The 20,846-nt window shown below is 63.4% G+C and carries 20 protein-coding genes; 13 read left to right on the top strand and 7 right to left on the bottom strand.

The annotated features are described in order from the left end of the window. Position 1: 1 nt before the first annotated feature. Positions 2 to 1,018 (bottom strand): tRNA dihydrouridine synthase DusB, encoded by a 1,017-nt coding sequence (gene dusB / locus ACFO0A_RS08860; protein WP_379538649.1) that lies wholly within the window; start codon positions 1,016 to 1,018, stop codon positions 2 to 4. A gap of 71 nt (positions 1,019 to 1,089) precedes the next feature. Between dusB and ACFO0A_RS08855 the strand changes: the two genes are divergently transcribed. Genes ACFO0A_RS08855 through ACFO0A_RS08845 form a run of 3 tightly spaced genes read left to right on the top strand, consistent with a single transcriptional unit; the run spans position 1,090 to position 3,353 of the window. After that, positions 1,090 to 2,244, top strand: a complete 1,155-nt coding sequence (locus ACFO0A_RS08855; RefSeq protein WP_379538648.1) for a bifunctional 2-C-methyl-D-erythritol 4-phosphate cytidylyltransferase/2-C-methyl-D-erythritol 2,4-cyclodiphosphate synthase — start codon at positions 1,090 to 1,092, stop codon at positions 2,242 to 2,244. Between the two features lie 42 nt (positions 2,245 to 2,286). Continuing rightward, positions 2,287 to 2,823 carry a hypothetical protein gene (locus tag ACFO0A_RS08850; protein ID WP_379538647.1) on the top strand — a complete coding sequence of 179 codons (537 nt, stop codon included), beginning with the start codon at positions 2,287 to 2,289 and terminating at the stop codon, positions 2,821 to 2,823. 23 nt (positions 2,824 to 2,846) lie between these two features. Continuing rightward, positions 2,847 to 3,353: a CinA family protein gene (locus ACFO0A_RS08845; protein WP_379538646.1), complete on the top strand. Its 507-nt coding sequence runs from the start codon at positions 2,847 to 2,849 to the stop codon at positions 3,351 to 3,353. On the opposite strand, the gene ACFO0A_RS08840 is transcribed toward ACFO0A_RS08845, so the two are convergent. Both ACFO0A_RS08840 and lipA read right to left on the bottom strand, forming a co-directional pair. Then, positions 3,314 to 3,775 (bottom strand): type II toxin-antitoxin system RatA family toxin, encoded by a 462-nt coding sequence (locus ACFO0A_RS08840; protein WP_379538645.1) that lies wholly within the window; start codon positions 3,773 to 3,775, stop codon positions 3,314 to 3,316. The two genes, ACFO0A_RS08845 and ACFO0A_RS08840, sit on opposite strands and share 40 nt — an antisense overlap. A 6-nt stretch (positions 3,776 to 3,781) precedes the next feature. Continuing rightward, on the bottom strand, positions 3,782 to 4,720 hold the full coding sequence (lipA, locus tag ACFO0A_RS08835; protein ID WP_379538644.1) for a lipoyl synthase: 939 nt from the start codon (positions 4,718 to 4,720) through the stop codon (positions 3,782 to 3,784). A gap of 65 nt (positions 4,721 to 4,785) precedes the next feature. Between lipA and ACFO0A_RS08830 the strand changes: the two genes are divergently transcribed. After that, positions 4,786 to 5,457 carry a carbonic anhydrase gene (locus tag ACFO0A_RS08830; protein ID WP_379538643.1) on the top strand — a complete coding sequence of 224 codons (672 nt, stop codon included), beginning with the start codon at positions 4,786 to 4,788 and terminating at the stop codon, positions 5,455 to 5,457. Positions 5,458 to 5,508: 51 nt separating this feature from the next. Continuing rightward, a complete protein-coding gene (locus ACFO0A_RS08825; RefSeq protein WP_379538642.1) occupies positions 5,509 to 6,240 on the top strand; it encodes an NYN domain-containing protein in 732 nt (243 codons plus the stop codon). Positions 6,241 to 6,303: 63 nt separating this feature from the next. On the opposite strand, the gene ACFO0A_RS08820 is transcribed toward ACFO0A_RS08825, so the two are convergent. Continuing rightward, positions 6,304 to 7,641, bottom strand: coding sequence for a hypothetical protein (locus ACFO0A_RS08820; protein ID WP_379538641.1), 1,338 nt, complete (start codon positions 7,639 to 7,641; stop codon positions 6,304 to 6,306). 303 nt (positions 7,642 to 7,944) lie between these two features. On the opposite strand from ACFO0A_RS08820, the gene gyrA reads away from it, so the two are divergent. Together gyrA and ACFO0A_RS08810 are read left to right on the top strand one after the other, a co-directional pair. Then, complete coding sequence (gene gyrA, locus ACFO0A_RS08815) at positions 7,945 to 10,701, top strand: DNA gyrase subunit A (RefSeq protein WP_379538640.1); 2,757 nt, start codon at positions 7,945 to 7,947, stop codon at positions 10,699 to 10,701. A gap of 1 nt (position 10,702) precedes the next feature. Further along, positions 10,703 to 11,593, top strand: a complete 891-nt coding sequence (locus ACFO0A_RS08810; RefSeq protein ID WP_379538639.1) for a TauD/TfdA dioxygenase family protein — start codon at positions 10,703 to 10,705, stop codon at positions 11,591 to 11,593. Here the strand turns inward: ACFO0A_RS08810 and ACFO0A_RS08805 are convergent. Continuing rightward, positions 11,520 to 12,221: a lysoplasmalogenase family protein gene (locus tag ACFO0A_RS08805; RefSeq protein ID WP_379538638.1), complete on the bottom strand. Its 702-nt coding sequence runs from the start codon at positions 12,219 to 12,221 to the stop codon at positions 11,520 to 11,522. The genes ACFO0A_RS08810 and ACFO0A_RS08805 overlap by 74 nt on opposite strands. Before the next feature lie 75 nt (positions 12,222 to 12,296). On the opposite strand from ACFO0A_RS08805, the gene trmFO reads away from it, so the two are divergent. Continuing rightward, entirely contained in the window at positions 12,297 to 13,667 is a 1,371-nt protein-coding gene (trmFO, locus tag ACFO0A_RS08800) for a methylenetetrahydrofolate--tRNA-(uracil(54)-C(5))-methyltransferase (FADH(2)-oxidizing) TrmFO (RefSeq protein WP_379538637.1), read from the top strand. Here the strand turns inward: trmFO and serB are convergent. Continuing rightward, the gene (gene serB / locus ACFO0A_RS08795) at positions 13,664 to 14,548 is read right to left on the bottom strand and encodes a phosphoserine phosphatase SerB (RefSeq protein ID WP_379538636.1); all 885 of its coding nucleotides are present in this window, start codon (positions 14,546 to 14,548) and stop codon (positions 13,664 to 13,666) included. The genes trmFO and serB overlap by 4 nt on opposite strands. On the opposite strand from serB, the gene miaA reads away from it, so the two are divergent. From miaA to ACFO0A_RS08770, 5 genes are all read left to right on the top strand, one after another. Further along, positions 14,541 to 15,500, top strand: a complete 960-nt coding sequence (gene miaA / locus ACFO0A_RS08790; RefSeq protein ID WP_379538635.1) for a tRNA (adenosine(37)-N6)-dimethylallyltransferase MiaA — start codon at positions 14,541 to 14,543, stop codon at positions 15,498 to 15,500. The two genes, serB and miaA, sit on opposite strands and share 8 nt — an antisense overlap. A gap of 141 nt (positions 15,501 to 15,641) precedes the next feature. After that, positions 15,642 to 17,390 (top strand): biosynthetic-type acetolactate synthase large subunit, encoded by a 1,749-nt coding sequence (gene ilvB, locus ACFO0A_RS08785; RefSeq protein WP_379538634.1) that lies wholly within the window; start codon positions 15,642 to 15,644, stop codon positions 17,388 to 17,390. Beyond that, positions 17,390 to 17,905 carry an acetolactate synthase small subunit gene (gene ilvN, locus ACFO0A_RS08780; RefSeq protein ID WP_379538633.1) on the top strand — a complete coding sequence of 172 codons (516 nt, stop codon included), beginning with the start codon at positions 17,390 to 17,392 and terminating at the stop codon, positions 17,903 to 17,905. The genes ilvB and ilvN overlap by 1 nt, the downstream gene beginning before the upstream one ends. Positions 17,906 to 17,976: 71 nt before the next feature. Beyond that, the gene (gene ilvC, locus ACFO0A_RS08775) at positions 17,977 to 18,996 is read left to right on the top strand and encodes a ketol-acid reductoisomerase (RefSeq protein WP_379538632.1); all 1,020 of its coding nucleotides are present in this window, start codon (positions 17,977 to 17,979) and stop codon (positions 18,994 to 18,996) included. Positions 18,997 to 19,040: 44 nt separating this feature from the next. Continuing rightward, positions 19,041 to 19,664, top strand: coding sequence for a YceI family protein (locus ACFO0A_RS08770; RefSeq protein ID WP_379538631.1), 624 nt, complete (start codon positions 19,041 to 19,043; stop codon positions 19,662 to 19,664). 6 nt (positions 19,665 to 19,670) lie between these two features. Here ACFO0A_RS08770 and ACFO0A_RS08765 read toward each other — a convergent pair whose 3' ends face one another. Beyond that, a complete protein-coding gene (locus tag ACFO0A_RS08765; protein WP_379538630.1) occupies positions 19,671 to 20,810 on the bottom strand; it encodes an epoxide hydrolase family protein in 1,140 nt (379 codons plus the stop codon). Between the last annotated feature and the right edge of the window lie 36 nt (positions 20,811 to 20,846).

Raw genomic sequence — 20,846 nt, 5'->3', positions numbered from 1 at the left:
GTCACGCGGCCGCGCGCGCCACGGCGGGATCGTAAAACGCCTCGAGCGCGTGGCGCACGGCTTGCGGATTGTCGATGAAGTTCACGCGATTGCGGAACTCGGCAGAGCCCGGCAGACCCCGCGTGTACCAGCCCAGATGCTTGCGCGCCATCTTGACCCCGACCTCGGTGCCGTAATGCTCGAGCATGGCGTCATAATGCTCTATAATCAGGTGATATTGCTGGTCGAGCGTCGGAGCGGGAAGCTCGGTACCGTGACGCAGCCAGTGCATCACCTGGCCCAGCAGCCAAGGCCGACCGTAGGCCCCTCGGCCGATCATCACCCCGTCAGCACCGCTTTGCGCCAGAGCTGTCGCGACATCGCCGATCCCGCAGATGTCGCCATTCACGATGACAGGAAGCGAAACTGCTTCCTTTACCCGGCGGACGAAAGCCCAATCCGCCTCGCCCTTGTACATCTGGCAACGGGTCCGGCCGTGGACGGTGATGAGCTGCGCCCCGAGATCCTCGGCGATATGGGCCAGCTCGGGTGCATTGAGGGAGGCGTGATCCCAACCCATGCGCATCTTGACCGTAACCGGCACGTCGACGGCTTCGACCGTCGCCCTGATCAGAGCGGCGGCTAGCGGCAGATCACGCATGAGCGCCGATCCGGCATCGCCGTTGACGACCTTCTTCACCGGACAGCCCATGTTGATGTCGATAATCGCGGCGCCGCGATCGGCATTGAGCTTTGCGGCCTCGGCCATTTCGTTCGGGCTGCATCCGGCGAGCTGTAGCGAAACGGGTTCTTCCACCGCATCCCAAGCCGCCTTCTGAAGGGACTGGCGTGTTTCCCTTATCATGGCCGGGCTTGCGATCATCTCGGTCACATTCAGGCCCGAACCGAAGCGGCGCACAAGCCGGCGGAACGGCATGTCGGTTACGCCGGTCATCGGGGCCAGAACCACAGGATCGGCGACCCGGACATGGCCGATCATGATCGGCGCGAGCCGTGGCGGAAGGGGTGCGATTGTCATGAAGCGTGCCTAAAAAACGGGCAGCGCATACCGCATTGGCGGAAAGGCGGCAAGGCTGATAGAGCGCGGACGTGTCCTCCCCTGCTGTCCCCACGAAAATTGCCGCAATTGTGCTTGCCGCAGGACAAGGGCTCCGCGCCGGAGCGCCTGTTCCGAAGCAGTTCGCGCCGCACCTGGGCAAGCCGCTGATGCGTCATTCGGTCGAGGCATTCGCCCACGCCGGGATTTCGCCGATTCTCGTCGCAACGCGCAGCGACCTTCATGCAGCCGCGCAAGACGCGCTCGCTGGAATAGAGGGAGTCACTCTCGTTTCCGGCGGGGCCATGCGGCAGGATTCGGTCAGGGCAGCACTTGAAAGACTGGCCTCAGATGCTCCTGACCTGGTCCTTATCCATGACGCCGCTCGCCCGGGATTGACCACAGCTGTTATCTTACGCCTCATCGATGCTCTGTCGAGCGCGCCTGGGGCGATCCCGGTGCTGCCGGTGGTCGACAGCCTCTTTCGCGAAAATGAAGGGACTGTCCCGCGAAATGGGCTGCACCGCGTCCAGACTCCCCAGGCGTTTCGCTTTCCGGAGATCCTCGCCGCACACCGCGAATGGAAAGGCCCTGCGGCTGCTGGTGACGACGCGGAAGTCGCCCGCCGTGCGGGCCTCGAGGTGGCGCTGGTCGAGGGGGACGAGGCTTTGCGCAAAGTGACGTTCGCTGGTGACCTTCAGCCTTCGGCCGTGACGAAAGCGGTCCATCCGCGCACCGGGACCGGTTTCGACGTCCATCGGCTGGTTGCGGGCGAAGAGCTCTGGCTTTGCGGCGTCCGTATAGACCACGATCGCGGTCTTTCCGGCCACAGTGACGCCGACGTCGCGCTCCATGCCCTGACCGACGCCGTTCTCGGGGCTGCCGCCTGTGGCGACATCGGCGAACATTTCCCGCCGACGGATCAACGCTGGCTCGGCGCTAGTTCCGACCGCTTCCTGGCACACGCCGTCGCCCTTGCCGCCAAAAGCGGCTATGCGATTGGAAACGTTGACGTCACCATCATCTGCGAGGCGCCCAAGATCGGTCCATACCGCGCGCAGATGCGGGCGCGGATCGCCGACATCCTCGACGTTGACATCGACGCGGTCAGCGTCAAGGCAACCACGACAGAGCGGCTGGGATTTTCCGGGCGCGGCGAAGGCATAGCGGTTCAGGCCAGTGCCACAGTTGTCCCCATAGTCCCGTGATGACCCCGGGGGATTGCCCGGAATGGAAAGGATCGAATTACAATGCGCGCTACCTTCAAACATGCGGCACTCGCGCTCGCCCTTGCACTGCCTCTTCAATCGGCTGCCGCCGCGGCAACAACGAGCGCTTGCCTCACTCCGCGCGAGATCAAGTCGGTGGTCGCCTTTGCGATGCCCAGCGTGCTAACCGGAGTTATCGATCATTGCAGCGCCGCCGTGCCTAGCGACGGGTTTATGCGCCGTAACGGTCCCGCACTCATCGCAAGCTATGCGCAGGGCAAGCAAGCTGCCTGGCCGGTAGCGCGCCAAGCCTTCTTCAAGCTCGCGGGAGACAAGGACAAGAGCACCGTCGACATGGTCGCGGGAATGCCGGACGCTGCCCTGCAACCTTTTGTCGAGGGCATGATCGGTGGCATGATCGGACAGAAATTGAAGCCGGGGCAGTGCGTTATGGCCGATAACCTGATGCGACTTCTTAGCCCGCTTCCCGCCAGTAATACGGTGGAGCTCGTAGGAATTCTTGCCGGAATGGCCGGCGACGAGCAAAAGCCAGGTTCACTGCCAATCTGCAAGTCCTGACCACTGCGGGCGCAACCAGAGTGATGACCGATTCCCTTCTGCCAGACGACCTCGTCGCACTCGCCCGACGAGTGGTCGCCGCCAATCTCGCCAGCGGCAGGAAGATTGCGCTGGCGGAAAGCTGCACGGGGGGCCTGGTCGCGGGGGCGCTGAGCGAAATCCCCGGCAGTTCCGCGGTTCTGGACCGCGGATTCGTGACCTACTCGAACGAGGCGAAGCAAGAACTACTGGGGGTATCGCGCGACCTCATCGAGACCTTCGGCGCGGTTTCGGTCGCCGTCGCCTGGTCGATGGCGCAAGGCGCCCTCGCCCACAGCCATGCCGATGTGGCGGTTGCGATCACGGGCATCGCCGGTCCCGATGGCGGTTCCGAGCAAAAGCCGGTCGGTACGGTCGTGTTCGCCTGCGCGCATCGCGGCGATACCGAAGAAGACGCCAATGCCGAGATGCGGATATTCGAGGAGGCGAAAACCCGCGCGGATGTGCGTCGTCAGGCTGTCCTGGTCGCGCTGGAACTGCTGCTACCATAAAGCGCGGCGGCTCGCGCCTCGAAGGCCGAGACCATCTTACGAAAGGCGCGGTCCAGATACTGGCCGGCTAGTGCCTCGAAGATCGTGCTGCGAAAGGTGAAATCGACGCAGAACTCGATGCGGCTGCGTTCTGGCCCGAGCGGGTGGAATTGCCAGACATTGTCCAGGCTGCGCATCGGACCGTCAACATAATCGACGTCGATCATCGAGGGCCGGGCCTTGACCACGCGTGAAGTGAACTTCTCGCGGAGCGCGTTGAACCCGACCACCATATCGGCGACCATCGCTTCTTCGCTGTCGCTTCGAATTCGGGTCGCGATGACCCAGGGCAGGAACTCAGGATAGCGTCGAACGTCGGCGACAAGGTCGAACATCTGTTCGGCCGACCAGGGAAGCTCGCGGGTTTCGGTGATCCTGGGCAAGGTGCGTCAGGCGCCGGCGCGGGCCAGCTTTTCCTCACGGGCGGTGCGCATCGCGCGGAAATCATCGCCCGCGTGGTAACTGGACCGGGTCAGCGGGCTCGACGCCACCTGCAGGAAACCCTTTGCGCGCGCGATCGCGCCGAAGGCGCCGAACGCCTCCGGCGTCACGAAATCCTGCACCTTGGCATGGCGCGGAGTGGGCTGGAGGTACTGGCCCATCGTCAGGAAATCGATGTCGGCGCAGCGCATGTCGTCCATCACCTGATGGACTTCAAGCCGCTCCTCTCCGAGGCCCAGCATGATGCCCGACTTGGTGAAGATGCGCGGATCGTGCCGCTTCACCTCTTCAAGAAGGCGCAGGGACGCATAATAGCGCGCCCCTGGGCGAATGGTGGGATAGAGCCGCGGCACCGTCTCGAGATTGTGGTTGTATACGTCCGGACCCGCCGCGACGATGGCTTCGACCGCAGGGCGCATCTTGTTCCGAAAATCGGGCGTCAGGATCTCGATCGTCGTACCCGGTGTCGTCCGGCGTAGCGCCTCGATCACCTTCACGAACTGGCCGGCGCCGCCATCAGGCAAATCGTCGCGGTCGACCGACGTGATGACGATGTGTTCGAGCCCCAGGCTGGCGGCGGCCTGGGCGACATGCTCCGGCTCGTCGCGGTCCACCACGCGCGGCATGCCGGTCTTGACGTTGCAGAATGCGCAGGCGCGCGTGCAAACGTCGCCGAGGATCATCACGGTGGCGTGCTTTTTGGTCCAGCACTCGCCAATGTTGGGGCAGGCTGCTTCCTCGCACACCGTGTTCAGGCCGAGATCACGCATGAGCTTGCGCGTCTCGCCATAGCCCTTGCTGGTGGGGGCCTTCACCCGAATCCAGTCAGGCTTGCGCTGGCGGTCGGGACGAGCGGTGATTGCAGGCACGGCGGCAGGGCTGTTCATGCGGCCCAGATAATGGCGAACACACACCCTTGCCAGTGCCAAATGTGCGCGCCATGAGGCCAGTTATGACCGACACCACTCCCCCCGCCTCCGCCCCTTCGCCCGTTTTCGAGAATCTGGTCGCCGGTTACAGGCGCTTTCGCGAAACCGGTTGGACGCCCAGACGCGATCGGTGGGCCGAACTCCGCGAGGGCCAGGAGCCCGAGGTGATGGTGATCGCCTGCTCCGACAGTAGGGTGGACCCGGCGCAGATATTCGATGCAGCCCCCGGCGAAATGTTCGTGGTGCGCAACGTCGCTGCGATGGTACCTCCCTTCGAGACCGCGCCGGGTCATCACGGCGTCTCTGCCGCGCTCGAATTCGCAGTCCAGGTCATCGGCGTGAAGGAGATCGTGGTGCTGGGCCACGGCATGTGCGGCGGGGCCCGTGCTGCGCTGACCCGTGAACTTCATGGCAACCCCCCGGGCGAAGGCGGCTTCATCGCCGATTGGATCGCCATGCTCGACGAAGCACGCGCCGAAGTCGTGCCCCGGCTCGGAACCACCGGGCGGACAGCGGAGCGCGCGATGGAAGAGGCCGGTGTCAGGGTAAGCCTGGCAAACTTGCGGACCTTCCCGTGCATTCGACGCAAGGAACGTGAGGGAACGCTGAAGCTGCGCGGCGCATTTTTCGCGATCTCGGACGGCGTCCTGCACGTTATGGACGAAGTGACGGGCGAATTCCTCCCGACCGTCTAGCGCTCCCGTGGCGGCAGTTGCTCCGAGTCCGGTGCTGCGCCACAAGAGGGCATGGATGATCTAAGCCCGCCGCTGCGCAACATCGCCTTGTTGATCGATGCCGATAATACCTCGCCCGCCGGCATCGACCCTGTTCTCACGGTCATGGCCGAGCTTGGGCAGGTGAACATACGGCGCGCTTACGGCAACTTCGCCAAGCAGGGCCTGTCAAAGTGGGACAAGATAACGAATCGCTTCGGCATCCGTCCGCATCAGCAGTTCGACGTTTCCAAGGGCAAGAACGCCACCGACATGGCGATGACGATCGATGCGATCGATCTGCTCTATCAGGGAAAGGTCGATGGGTTCGGGATCATGAGTTCCGACAGCGATTTTACCCCGCTCGTCAGCCGCCTGCGCCAGGACGGGATCGTCGTATACGGCTTCGGGAGTTCCAAGACGCCCGAGGCGTTTCGCACGGCTTGCACCCGTTTCATCGACGTCGATGCACTGATCGCCAACGATGCTGCAGATAACGGAGGGCGCCAGGAATCCGAGCCCCCCCAGAAGTTGCCGGTGGAGGAAGAGCTGAACGATCTTCTCGGCGCTGCGTGGAAGGCATCGAAGCGCGATGAGGAAGGGTTCGCGGCACTCAGCGAAATGGGCAACATCGCCGGAAACCGCTCCAGCTTCGACGTTCGAAACTATGGTTACAAGCGGCTGTCCGACCTCCTGAAGGACAGCACCCGGTTCAAAGTCGAGCGGCGCGAGGACAAGCAACTCTACGTCAAGCGACTTCGCTGAAGCCCGGAATCAGAACGGGCGACAGTTGCCTGCCGCCCGCCTGTTTGATTGGGTTACCTTTAATCAGCCTGCAGCGCCGGCCATCTTCTGGTTGACGTAGATCAGCCACATCTTCGCGAGCGGCAGACGGGTTCCCCCGACCTTGCTGAAGCTGTCCTTGGCCGCAGCCCACTTGCCTTGGTCGACCTGAGCGATGCCCAGACGGGTATAGGCGCGATCCTTGTCGATTCCGCCCTTGGCGATCGCCGCCTGATAGAGCGATTCGGCCTGTGCCGCGTTGCTGTAGTTCAGGTAGGCGTCGGCCAGCGAAAGAGCTGCAGTTCCATTCGGGGAAGCCTTTGCGCTCGCAACCTGCCCGCCAAGTGAAGCCTTGTCGCTCGAGATGCGCCCGTTTGCCGTCGCACGAGCTTCGGAAACCCAAGGCGCCGATGCGCTCAGCTTGCCCGCGGCGATGCCGCTGTCGAGGATCTTGAGCACTTCTCCGGGGAGCCGGCGCGCATCGAGAGCTTCGACGTATTCCTTGTACTCTCCCTGCACGTACTGCGCATCGTTGTTGAAGGCGCCCGTGCGCTGCATCAGCCGGAACAGATCGACGTTTTCCTGCGGACCGTAGTTGGCAAAACGGCGAACGAGCTGGGTCGAGCCGAGCCAGTTGAACGCGGTCGGGTAAAGTTCGACCTGCGTCATCGCCCAATCCATCGCCTGCGGCCCCAGCTTGGCATTGTAAGCGATCAGGTTGGCGCGCTTCAGCCAGTTGTTCGGAACGGTCTGGCCGGCGGCGCGACGCGCGTCGACGGCGCTCCGGATCTGGGCCAGGCCGCCGGCGGGATCGCCCGCCTTCACATAGCTGTCTGCGAGAAGCTCGACCGCGTCGTCCGACGGATACTTGCCCGCGACGGCAGCGGCGAGCGCGGTCTTGGCGGCAGCGTAGTCCTTGTTCGCATAGGCAAAGTTGCCAAGGTAATACTGGAACTCCGGTAGCTTGTCGGCCCCGATCTGTCCGCTGTCGACAATGTACTGGGCGCCGCGCTGACGCAGCTTGATGTCATTGTTGTAGCCACCGAGATTGATCGCGAACTGGCCAGCGACAAGTCGGTCGGTCGGCGTCTGGATGGCAGCTTCGGCGGCCGCCATCATCGCGGCAGTGCCGGCGAGCGCCGCATCGAGCTCAGCCTGGCCGGCGGGACCTTTGGCCTTGGCGACCTTTGCCTTGTCGAGCGCGATCTGCAGCGGCTGCGCTGCGGCCGCAAATTCCTTCGAAAATTTCCCGGCTGCCTTGGCCTCCGGCTTCGGCTTTTCAGTCTTGGCCTGCGCGGGAACAGCGGCGCCGGCGACGGCCACGCCTGCCGCGAGAACCACGCCCAAGGTGATGCGCCCCGAAGTGAAGCTGAACTTGCCCATGTCATCGTCTCCTGATGGAGCCGCTCCTAAGCGGCCCTTGATCGCTAGAATTCCGCCGCGGCTAGTGGCGTCAATTCCACTGCTTGGCAACCAGCGGCCTGCTAAGGTTCTGGCGCTGAACGGTAATTGAATGTTTCCCGCTACTCACGTTCAGAAATAGTTCGGTCTGGCTGAACGTACGTGCATCGATGTGTGGAAAACTCGTTCCAGCGCGGCCCGTTCCCGGCACGATTGCTGGCATTCTTCGCGCCATTGCCGTAACTGGTTTTCTCCCCCGCCAGCAACGAAAAGACCCGGCCCGAAGTGAGCGACGATACCGACATTCTCGAGGCAGCCGCCCCAATTCCCGATCCCGAATTCCAGCGGATCGACATCGTCGACGAGATGAAGACAAGCTATCTCGATTACGCGATGAGCGTGATCGTGGCGCGGGCCCTGCCCGACGTGCGCGACGGTCTGAAACCAGTTCACCGCCGGATCCTGTTTGCCAGCCAGGAAGGCGGCTTTGTCGCGGGGCGGCCCTATCGGAAGTCGGCCAAGATCGTCGGCGATGTGATGGGCAACTATCACCCGCACGGCGACAGCGCGATCTACGATGCGCTGGCGCGCATGACCCAGGACTGGTCGATGCGGCTACCGCTAGTCGATGGCCAGGGCAACTTCGGGTCGATGGACCCCGACCCGCCGGCCTCGATGCGGTATACCGAGGCAAGACTCGCCCGCGTCGCAAACAGCCTGCTCGACGATCTCGACAAGGACACTGTCGATTTCGTCGACAATTATGACGGATCGCGGACCGAGCCCCAGGTTCTGCCTGCCCGCTTTCCCAACCTGCTCGTCAACGGCGCCGGCGGCATCGCGGTCGGCATGGCGACCAACATCCCGCCGCACAATCTGGGCGAAGTGATCGACGGCTGCCTGGCGATGATGGATAATCCGCTGATCTCGGCGGACGAACTGTTTGCCATCATTCCCGGACCCGATTTTCCGACAGCTCCGATCATCCTCGGCAATGCCGGCGCGCGCGCTGCCTACACCCAGGGTCGCGGCTCCATTCTGCAGCGATGCCGGCACGTCGTCGAGGAATCGCGGGGTGATCGCCGTTCGATCGTGCTCACCTCGATCCCGTTCCAGGTTGGCAAGAACGGCCTGGTCGAGAAGATCGCCGAGGCCGCCAAAGACAAGCGGATCGAGGGCGTTGCCGACATCCGCGACGAATCGAGCCGCATGGGCGTGCGCGTCGTCATCGACCTGAAGCGCGATGCAACGCCTGAAGTGGTGTTGAACCAGTTGTGGCGCCACAGCCCCGCCCAGTCGAGCTTCCCAGCTAACATGCTGGCAATCCGCGGCGGCCGGCCTGAAACGCTCTCATTGCGCGAGATCATCGCCGCATTCATCTCCTTCCGCGAGGAGGTGATCACCCGCCGGACGAAGTTCGAACTCAACAAGGCGCGGGACCGCGCGCATCTGTTGCTCGGCCTCGTCATCGCAGTGACGAACCTCGATGAGGTGGTCCGCATAATCCGGGCCGCGCCCAACCCCGCAGCAGCCCGTGAACAGTTGCTCGCACGGGAATGGCCGGTGGGCGAAATCGCCCAATATATTCGCCTCGTCGAAGCGATTGAAGACGACCTCGACGACGGGACCGAAGGACCGGGCGCCACCTATCGCCTGTCCGAAGCCCAGGTCCGGGCGATCCTCGACCTTCGGCTTCACCGTCTTACCGCGCTCGGACGGGACGAGATCGGTGGCGAGCTTCAGGAACTTGCCGACGCTATTGCCGGCTACCTGGAAATTCTCGCCGACCGCCGCAAGCTTTACGCCGTAATGCGCGAGGAACTGGTCGAAGTGCGCACTGCCTTCGCCACGCCGCGCGTCTCCGAGATTGCGCCCGCTTGGGACGGGATCGAGGACGAGGACCTAATCGAGCGCGAGGAGATGGTCGTGACCGTCACGCTCGACGGTTACATCAAGCGCACGCCACTCTCGACGTTTCGTGCCCAGGGCCGCGGCGGCAAGGGCCGCGCCGGGATGGCGACGAAGGAAGAAGATGCGGTCGCGACGATGTTCGTCACCAGCACGCACAATCCCGTCCTGTTCTTCTCGACCGCGGGGAAAGCCTATCGCCTCAAGGTCTGGCGCTTGCCGGAAGGCGGGCCGGCAACGCGCGGCCGGCCGATCGTCAACCTGCTGCCTGCGCTGGACAAGGACGAGACGATCGCTGCCGTCCTCACCCTGCCCGAGGATGAAGACAGCTGGAACGATCTCCACGTCATGTTCGCGACCGCGCGCGGCGTGGTGCGGCGCAATTCGATGGGGGCGTTTTCGAACATCCCGTCGAACGGCAAGATCGCGATGCGGTTCGACGAGGATAGCAACGACCGGCTGATCGGCGTCGCGCTGCTCACGCCGAACGACGACGTCCTGCTCGCGACGCGCCAGGGCAAGGCGATCCGCTTTGCCGCCGACGACGTGCGCGAGTTCCAGAGCCGGACTTCGACCGGCGTGCGCGGCATGACCCTCAAGCGTGACGACGAGGTCATCTCGCTCTCAATCCTCCACCGGCTCGACGCTGATGCCGAAAAGCGCGAACAATACCTGCGCTTCGCCCCCTGGAAGGGAGAGCGCGAGGGCGATCCCTTGCTTGACGAAGCCACGATGGCGGCGATGGACGAGGACGAGCAGTTCATCCTCACTGTCTGCGCCAATGGCTACGGCAAGCTGTCCTCGGCCTACGAGTACCGCCGTACCAACCGGGGCGGTCAGGGGATCACGAATATCGACAATATCGCGCGCAACGGGCCTGTCGTGGCGAGCTTTGCGGCGACCAAGATCGATCAGCTCATGCTGGTCACAGATCAGGCAAAACTCATCAGGCTGCCGCTTGAGAGTCTGCGCGTCATCGGCCGCGGCAGCGCCGGCGTGCGCCTTTTCAACGTGGCCGACGATGAGCACGTGGTCAGTGCCGTGCGCCTTGCCGACGCCGGCGACGACACGGACGAGCCGGAGGGTGAAGCGGAAGCGACGACAACGCCTGAAACCCCGGACGGCGAGGATTGACGTGATCGAGGTCGAACCTTCCGGAGCGGCGTGCGGAGCGCGCGTCACCGGAGTCGACCTCACCCGGCCGCTGGACGCGGAATCGATATCCGCGATCCGGCGCGCATGGCTCGACCACCAGGTTCTGGCGTTTCCGGGTCAGAAGATGGACGACGACGATCTTGAACGATTTACCGTCGCGTTTGGTGGGTTCGGCACCGATCCGTTCTTCGCCCCCATACCTGGACGCGAGCATGTAGCGGCGATCTTGCGCGAAGCGGACGAGCAGACCCCGTTATTCGCGGAGAACTGGCATACCGACTGGAGCTTTCAGGCCCGTCCGCCCGCCGGGACCTGTCTTCTCGCGGTCGATATTCCACCCTTCGGCGGCGACACCCTGTTTGCGAATCAGAATGCCGCGTGGGAAGCGCTTGAGCCCGAACGCCAACGCGAGCTGGAAGGCCTAGTCGCGATCCACTCGGCCCGCCTCGCCTATTCGCCCGATGGTACCTATGGGAAGGGTGACGCGGGGCGCAGCATGGCCATTCGCCCGAGCGAGGAAGCCCTGGCGACACAAGCCCACCCTCTCATTGCGATCCATCCCGAAACCGCAAGAAAGGGCTTCTTCTCCTGCCTCGGGTACATCATCGGAATCGAAGGTATGCCTCAAGCCGAGGCGACCGCCCTGCTCCGCGAACTCTACGCCTGGCAAAGCTCGGACCGGTTCGTTTACCGCCACAAATGGGAACCCGACATGCTCGTGATGTGGGACAATCGCGCCGTTCTCCACCGCGCCACGGGCGGCTACGAAGGGCACCGGCGCGAGCTTCACCGGACAACTATCGCGGCATGGGACGATGCCCGGCGGAACGACGATCAACCCGGGGATGTGCGGCCGCGCGAAGCATCTTGAGCACGCCCGTGCAGATCAGCAGCTGCCCGCAATAGTACAGCGGCCAGATCAGGATGTCCGGAAGCGCAGAATTGGCGAGCGGCCCCATGCGCGCAAAAATCAGAAGATCCGAGGCAACGAACAGGAGCGCGCCGGTCCCAACGCGATAGCGGGGAAACGAGCTCGTCCACGCCATTCCAGCCATGCCCCCTAGCGCCAGCGCATAAAGCGCGATCGGAAGAGCCATGTTCCTCTCGGAAGGAAGAAAGTAGCCGCTCAACGGGACGCCGATGAGAAGCGCGACCGCAAGCATCTTCTGGCTCGCGGTCGTGGTATCCCGACGATGTCGCGCGTAAAGCGCAATCGCGAAGAGATGGGCGGCAAAGAACGCCGCCCCTCCCGCAACGGGATCGATTTCGATGGCGCAATCGCCGACCGCTCCAAGGGCCATAACCGCCGTGAGCAACCGTCCGTCGGTTCCGGCGTGGCGGGCAAACGCGTATATCGCCAGAAATCCGACGCCTGCGCCCTTCCAGCCAATCTGGTAGAGGCCGGGAAGTCGGCTCTCGCCAACGAACATCCAGGTCACGCCGAAAAACAGGCTGGCGAGAAGCCAGGGTCGCTTTTCAGCCAGAGCTCGACGCGGCATGGAAATGTTCCCCCAGTTGCATTCCCCAGACCAATGACATTGGCAATCGGCCAGCGCCAGCCGTATGGACGGCCGATGATCCATGACATTCATATCATCGGCGGCGGATTGGCCGGCAGCGAGGCTGCGTGGCAGTTGGCCCGGCGTGGGTTGCGCGTCCGACTTTCCGAAATGCGCGGAAGCGGCGAGCGCACTCCCGCCCACCACACCGATTGTCTGGCTGAACTCGTCTGTTCGAACAGCTTCCGATCCGATGATTCGGACAAGAATGCCGTTGGCCTGCTTCACGATGAAATGCGCCGCTGCGGCTCGCTTATCATGGCCGCCGCTGACAAGGCTCGCGTTCCCGCCGGCTCGGCGTTGGCCGTCGATCGCGACATTTTCTCCGCTGAGGTGGAGCGAGCGATTGGCGCACTGCCGAACTTGACGATAGCGCGCGAGCGGATCGACCAGCTTCCCGAAGCCGGGCTGACGATCGTTGCGACCGGCCCACTTACCGCCACTTCGCTCGCTGAAAGTATAGCCGGCGCGACGGGCGCCGATGCGCTGGCCTTCTTCGACGCGATCGCGCCGATCGTCCACCACGACAGTATCGACATGGACATCGCCTGGATGGCGAGCCGATGGGACAAGGGCTCCGGTCCCGACGGCGACGGCAAGGACTACATCAACTGCCCGATGGACCGGGATCAGTATGAGGCGTTCCATGCCGGGCTGCTTGCAGGGGACAAGACGCAGTTTCGCGAATGGGAAGCTAACACGCCATATTTCGATGGATGCATGCCGATCGAGGTCATGGCCGAGCGAGGCGTCGAAACCTTGCGGTTCGGCCCGATGAAGCCCGTGGGCCTCGACAATCCACGCACCGGGCGCTGGCCTTACGCGGTGGTGCAACTGCGGCAGGACAATGCCCTCGGGACACTGTGGAACATGGTGGGCTTCCAGACCAAGCTGAAGCACGCCGCGCAGGTCGAGCTTTTCAGAACCATACCCGGATTGCAGAACGCCGAATTCGCACGGCTGGGCGGACTGCATCGCAACACCTTCATCAACTCGCCGATGCTCCTGGACCGGCAATTGCGCCTCAAGTCAGCTCCACATGTCCGCTTCGCCGGCCAGATCACCGGTTGCGAAGGGTATGTCGAAAGCGCTGCAGTCGGCCTCCTCGCGGGCATGATGACCGCAGCAGAACTCAGCGGCCGCGAGTGGGCGCCGCCGCCTCGCACCACCGCTTTAGGTGCGCTGCTCAGCCACATCACGGGTGACGCCGAGGCTGCGACCTATCAGCCGATGAACGTCAATTTCGGACTCTTCCCGCCAATGGGCGACGTAAAGAAGAAGGTGCGTAAGGAAGCCTACACCGCCAGGGGCAAGGCTGACCTGGCGGCCTGGCTCGCGTCACACGCGGTCGGGGAAAGCCCCGTCCTCGCCACCGCGGCGAGCTAGTCGCGCACCCATTCGGTACGGGGAATATCGAAAAGGTCCAAGACCGCGGTCAGGTCGCCGCGCTCGATCCATCCTTGTCCGGCCTCGCGAGCGGCAGGCTTGGCCCGGTAGGCAACGCCCCAAGTCGCCGCGGTCAGCATCGGGATGTCGTTTGCGCCGTCGCCCATGGCCAGGCTGGTCGTATGATCGCCCAGTCTGTGCTGTTCTTCCTGCAATACGTGAGCCTTGACGCTGCTGTCGGTGATCGAACCGACCAGCCCGCCGGTCAACCTCCCATCCTGAACCTCCAGGCGGTTCGCAACAACCCGATCGAACCCCAGAAGTTCAGCGACCGGATCGGCAAAGGCGTGAAATCCGCCCGTGACCAGGACCGTATAGCAGCCCTTCTCCCGCAGTGTTCGCACCAACGTCCTTGCCCCCGGCATCGGGGCGATGCGTTCATCCAGGCATTGAGTGATCGCGCTGTCGGGCATTCCTGCAAGCAGGGAGACGCGCTCGCGCAGGGCGCCTTCGAACTCCAGTTCTCCGCGCATCGCCCTTTCCGTTATCGCAGCGATCTGCGGCTTGATGCCGGCGAAATCGGCGAGTTCGTCGATGCATTCCGCAGCGATCATCGTGCTGTCCATGTCCGATACGAACAGCTTCGGCACCTCGAAGGGCCTGTCAGAAACGATCAGATCGCTTGGCGAAAAGCACTCATCGAGGATGGCACGCACTGCCTGCTGCTCTCCGTCGGGGAGCAGTATCTCGATCGCGTCGCTTCCGCTGCGCACCGTCTCGGCCATGGCCACGATCCAGCCCCGCGCACGCAGCATCTCGCGTGCACGATCGAGATTGTCCGCAATCGACGCGGTCTCTGCTAACAGGCGGGCGATGAGCAATTCGATCTCCTTGGCCGACACTGGCGACCAGCCGAAGCTGGCGCTTATTGCTGGGCCGACCGCGAGCGGCAAGAGCGAACTGGCGGTCAGGCTGGCCTTCCAGCTTGGCCAGTCCGGCCGCGATGCCGTGGTCATCAACGCTGACTCGGCGCAGGTTTACCGAGATCTGACTGTTCTGAGCGCCCGCCCTACCGAAGCCGAAATGCGCGGTGTGCCGCACCGCTTGTTCGGGACCTGGGATGGCTCCGTGGCGTGCTCGGCGGCGGACTGGGCCGCGGCTGCGAAGGCCGAGATCGACGCTGCTCACCACGCCGGGGCGATACCGATACTCGTCGGCGGCACGGGCCTTTACATCAGGACGCTGCTCGACGGGATCGCGCCTGTTCCGCCGATCGACCCTTCGATCCGCGCGGAAGTGCGCTCCCTTTCCCCCGCCGATCTAGGCGAAATGCTCAGGCGCGAAGACCCCGCCGCGGCCTCGCGGATTGCGGCGGCGGACCGCACACGCCTTGCTCGGGCTCTTGAAGTCGTCCGGTCAACAGGCCGACCCCTGTCTGAATGGCAATGTCAACGCGCGGGCGGAATTGCACAGTCCGTCGACCTTCACCCCCTGATCCTGCTGCCCGAACGAGACGCACTTTACGCAAGATGTAACGCGCGATTCGGAGACATGATCGAAAGAGGCGCGGCCGAGGAGGTGATCGCGCTTCTCGAACGAGGGCTCGACCCGGCCCTCCCGGTAATGCGCGCGATCGGTGTACGTGAGATCGCCGCATGGCTGGATGGATCGATTGGGCGTGACGAGGCAGTAAGTCGCGGGCAGCAGGCAACCCGCAATTATGCGAAGCGGCAATACACCTGGCTGGCCCATCAGCCCCCGGCACATTGGATGCGCCTGTCGCCACAATCTTGCGATATCACCGGCCAATTTGCATCTTTATTTCGCATTTAACCGGTTGACAGAGCATTTTATGTCTTCTAGCGCGCTCTCACGAACTTGGAGAGGCGGCCCGGCCAGCGAAAAGCTGCGTCGGGCCGGTTTCTTGATGGGCGGCGGACGTTGCGGTCGGCCCGAGCAAACGAGGAAAGCACAGTGAGCAGCGAGCGCAGTGGCGCCGAAATCCTGATCGAAAGCCTCGTCGCGCGCGGGGTCGAATTCGTATTCGGCTATCCGGGCGGAGCGGTGCTCCCGATCTATGACGCCCTCTTCTCGGACGAGCGGATTCGCCACATCCTCGTGCGCCACGAGGCAGGGGCTGCCCATGCCGCGGAAGGCTATGCCCGTTCGACCGGCAAGCCCGGAGTCGTGCTCGTGACATCCGGTCCGGGCGCGACGAATGCGGTCACCGGGATTGCCGATGCATTCATGGATTCGATCCCCATGGTAGTCCTCACCGGCCAGGTCGCCACCGGGCTGATCGGCTCGGATGCCTTCCAGGAGGCCGACACGATCGGCATCACCCGCCATTGCACTAAGCATAACTACCTGGTGAAGAATCCGGCAGACCTCGCGGCCACAATCGACGAGGCTTTCCGCATTGCCACCGAAGGACGTCCCGGCCCCGTGCTGGTCGACATTCCCAAGGACGTGCAAGTCGCCACAGCCAACTGGGACGATCGCATCCCGCAACAGCGCAACCGGTACCTGCCGCAGGTGGCCGCACCAGAAAATGACGTTGCTTCTGCCGCAGCCTTGATTGCGGCGGCGCGTGCGCCGGTGCTGTACACCGGCGGCGGCGTCATCAACTCGGGACCCGAGGCAAGCCGCCTGTTGCGTGAATTGCAAAAGCTGACCGGCGCACCGGTGACCTCGACCCTGATGGGGCTCGGCGCCTTCCCGGCTGCCGACCCTGCCTGGCTGGGCATGTTGGGTATGCACGGGACCTACGAAGCCAACATGGCCATGAACCGCGCCGACCTGCTGGTCTGCGTCGGCGCGCGGTTCGACGACCGCGTCACCGGTCGGCTCGACGCATTTTCGCCTGGATCCACCAAGATCCACATCGACATCGATCGTGCATCGATCAACAAGACCGTGGCGGTTGATCTGCCCCTGATCGGCGATTGCGCGCAGGTCCTTGGCCAGATCATAGATGCCTGGACATCCGCGGGCCACAAGCGCGCGGACCTTTCCGAATGGACCGCGCGGATCAATGGCTGGCGCGCACGCGACAGTCTGGCCTATCCGCGATCGTCTTCGGAGATCATGCCACAGCTGGCGGTCGAGCGGCTCTATGCCCTTACCAAGCACCGCGATCCGATCATCACGACCGAAGTCGGCCAGCATCAGATGTGGGCGGCACAGCATTTCCATTTCAACGGTCCGAACAAATGGCTCACCTCGGGAGGACTCGGAACGATGGGTTATGGCCTGCCTGCCGCGATTGGCGCGCAGTTGGGTTCTCCGGACGCGCTGGTCATCGACATCGCTGGCGAAGCATCGATCCAGATGAATATCCAGGAACTTGGGACTGCGAGCCAGTATCGGCTTCCGGTCAAGGTGTTCATCCTCAACAACGAGTTCATGGGAATGGTCCGCCAGTGGCAGGAACTCACTTACGAGAGTCGTTACTCCAACTCCTATTCGGATAGCCTGCCGGACTTCGTGAAGCTGGCCGAGGCCTATGGCTGGAAGGGCATTCGCATCACCAGCGAGAGCGAGCTGGACGCCGGTATCCATGCGATGCTCGATCACGATGGCCCGGTGATCGTGGATTGCCTCGTTTCCAAGGAGGCCAACTGCTACCCGATGATCCCTTCCGGTGCGGCGCATACCGACATGATCCTCCACGGCGACGCGGTTGCCGGGACGATGGACGACGAAGCAAAGGCTCTCGTGTGATGAAGATTGCCGAACAGCAGGGCGAACGGCACGTCCTGACAGTGACGGTCGACAACGAGGCCGGCATCCTTGCGCGCATCGCTGGCATGTTCACGGCGCGTGGCTACAATATCGACAGCCTGACGGTCGCCGATATCTCCGAGAACCATCAGGTCAGCCGGATCACAATCGTCACGCACGGGCCACCCGCGGTGATCGACCAGATCCGCGCGCAGCTTGAGCGGCTCGTTCCGGTGCACAAGGTCATCGACCTGACCGAGATGGGCGCCCACGTCGAGCGCGAGCTGGCTCTGGTCAAAGTCACGGGCAAGGGCGATACCCGCGTGGAAGCCCTGCGCGTCGCCGACGTATTCCGGGCGAAAGTTGTCGACACGACGACGGGAAGCTTCATCTTCGAGCTGACCGGAGCGCCCGACAAGATCGACAGCTTCGTTGTCATCATGCGCGAGCTCGGCCTCGTTGAGGTCGGCCGAACCGGAATTGTCGGGATGATGCGCGGCGCCGAGGGGGCCTGAGCCTCCAGCTTAGCTCGCACTTCGATTTCAGTCACTTGCCCGGTGGACGGGCACCCGAAGAGGAAACTAACGTGAAAGTCTATTACGACGCAGATGCGGACCTGAACCTGATCACCGACAAGAACGTCGCGATCGTGGGATATGGCAGCCAGGGCCACGCTCATGCGCAGAACCTGCGCGACAGCGGCGTCAAGAACGTCGCGATCGCCCTGCGCGATGGCTCGGCGACCGCGAAGAAGGCCCAGGACGCCGGCTTCAAGGTGATGAACAATAAGGAAGCGGCCAAGTGGGCCGACATCTTGATGATCCTCGCGCCGGACGAGCATCAGGCCGCCATCTGGGAAAATGACCTTGCCGGGAACATGAAGCCAGGCGCCGCGCTTGCCTTCGCCCACGGCCTGAACGTTCATTTCGGCCTGATCGAGCCACCCAAGGACATCGACGTCATCATGATCGCCCCCAAGGGACCCGGACACACGGTTCGTTCGGAATATGTCCGCGGCGGCGGCGTTCCTTGCCTCATCGCGATCCACCAGGACGCGACCGGCAACGCGCATGACGTCGCGCTGGCCTACGCCAGCGGCGTTGGCGGCGGGCGCTCGGGCATCATCGAGACCAATTTCAAGGAAGAATGCGAAACCGACCTCTTCGGCGAGCAGGCGGTCCTTTGTGGTGGGATAACGCACCTCATCCAGGCCGGCTTCGAAACGCTGGTCGAGGCGGGTTATGCGCCCGAGATGGCTTATTTCGAGTGCCTTCACGAGACGAAGCTCATTGTCGATCTGCTCTATGAGGGCGGCATCGCCAACATGCGCTACTCGATCAGCAACACCGCGGAATACGGCGACATCACCACCGGACCCCGCATCATCACCGACGAGACCAAGGCAGAGATGAAGCGCGTGCTGAAGGACATCCAGTCCGGCCGTTTCGTGAAGAACTTCGTCCTCGACAACCGCGCCGGGCAGCCTGAACTCAAGGCCGCGCGCAAGGCGGCAGAAGCTCACCCGATCGAGAAGACCGGTGCCCAGCTTCGCGCGATGATGCCCTGGATCGGCGCCAACAAGCTGGTCGACAAGGCGAAGAATTAAGGCGATCAGCGCACCGGTGGTCCCATCTCAAGGAGCCGACGCCGGTGCGCCATTCGCTGATCCTCGCTGCCCTGATTTCCCTGCCGCTCGCGGCAGTCGCGGCACAAACGCCGCAGCTTCCGCGGGAAGCCCCCGGCAAGCCGCTGCCCAAGCGCGCGGTCTCCGGACGGTACAAGGTCGACCCGGCGCACACCCAGGTGCTGTTCCGGGTCAACCACCTGGGCTTCAGCGAATATACGGGCCAGTTCACGCAGCCGAACGGTACGCTGGTGCTCGACGCGAAGAGGCCATCGCGCAGCAGGGTCGAGGTGCGTTTCCCGATCGCTGCAGTGAAAACGACTGATCCCGAACTGGACAAGCACCTTCAGGCGGCGGATTTCTTCGATGCGAAGCGCTTTCCCGAAGGACGCTTCGTCTCCACCATGATCCAGGCCAGCGGGACGCGGGCGATGATATCCGGCAACCTTACCTTGCACGGCGTCACACGTCCGGTGGTGCTCAATACCCGGCTTGTCGGCGCCGGGCCTGGTTTTCCCGACGGCAAGCCGAACATCGGCTTCGTGGCGCAAACCACCGTCAAAAGGAGCGACTTCGGGATCAGTTCCGGTATCCCGCTGGTCTCCGATCAGGTTGACCTGACGATCAACGCAGCCTTCATGGCAGAATAAACGCGCCTAGCGGATCTTCGCGAAGCAGGTCCGCATTTCGCTCACGAACAGAGCAGGTTGCTCCCAAGCGGCAAAGTGTCCGCCCGCTTCCAGTTCGTTCCAGTGGATGAGGTTGTGCAGCGTGCGCTCCACCCATTTGCGCGGCGCAGGGATGACTTCCTTCGGGAACGCGCTGACCCCCACCGGCAGTCTGATATCTCGCGGGGCGAACTGTCCGAAGCTTTCCCAATAAAGTCGGGCCGCTGAGCCGCCTGTTGCGGGCAACCAGTAGAGCATGATGTTGTCGAGCATCGCGTCGCGACGCAGGGCGTCTTCGGCCTTGCCCTGGTTATCTGTCCATGCCCGCATCTTTTCGTAGATCCAGCCTGCCAGCCCGACCGGCGAATCTACCAGCGAATAGCCGATGGTTTGAGGGCGAGTTGCCTGCTGCTTGGAATAACCGGAATCCCATTCCTGGTAGAACTGCAGTGCGGCCAGCGCCCGCTGTTCAGCTTCGGAGGGCGCTGCCAGGTCCTCGGGCGTCGGGCGGCCTATCGGCATGTTAAGGTGGATCCCGATGCATCCGGGCGGTTCCTGCACGCCGATCTGCGTCGTGACGGCCGATCCCCAGTCCCCGCCCTGCGCCACCCAGCGGTCGTAACCGAGCCGGCGCATGAGTTCGGCCCAGGCCCGAGCGATGCGCTCCACCCCCCACCCGGCCTCGGTCGGCTTGCCCGAAAAACCGAATCCAGGGAGCGACGGAATGACGAGATGAAACGCGTCCGCAGAGTTCCCCCCGTGGGCCTCGGGGTCGGTCAGAGGTGCTATGACGTCCATGAACTCGATGACCGAACCCGGCCAGCCATGCGTCAGCAGGAGCGGCAGCGCGTTTTCGTGTCTCGAGCGGACATGGAGGAAGTGAATGTCCAGGCCATCGATCGCGGTCTTGAACTGCCCCAGCGCGTTCAACCGCCTTTCGCAGGGGCGCCAGTCGTAACGCTCGCGCCAATAGGCGACGAAGTCCTGAAGCTGCGCAAGCGGCGTGCCTTGCGTCCAGTCGTCGACCGGTTCCTTTTCCGGCCACCGGGTCGCGGCCAGCCGGTGAGCCAGATCGTCGAGTTGGGCTTGCGGTACGGTAAGAACGAAAGGTTCGATAGCGCTGCTCATGAGAGCAGCTTACCGTACCGCAAGCGGTTCACAACC

It is taken from the genome of Novosphingobium tardum, assembly GCF_042652045.1.
Classification (GTDB): domain Bacteria; phylum Pseudomonadota; class Alphaproteobacteria; order Sphingomonadales; family Sphingomonadaceae; genus Novosphingobium; species Novosphingobium tardum.
This window is presented reverse-complemented; position numbering and strand designations above follow the sequence as displayed.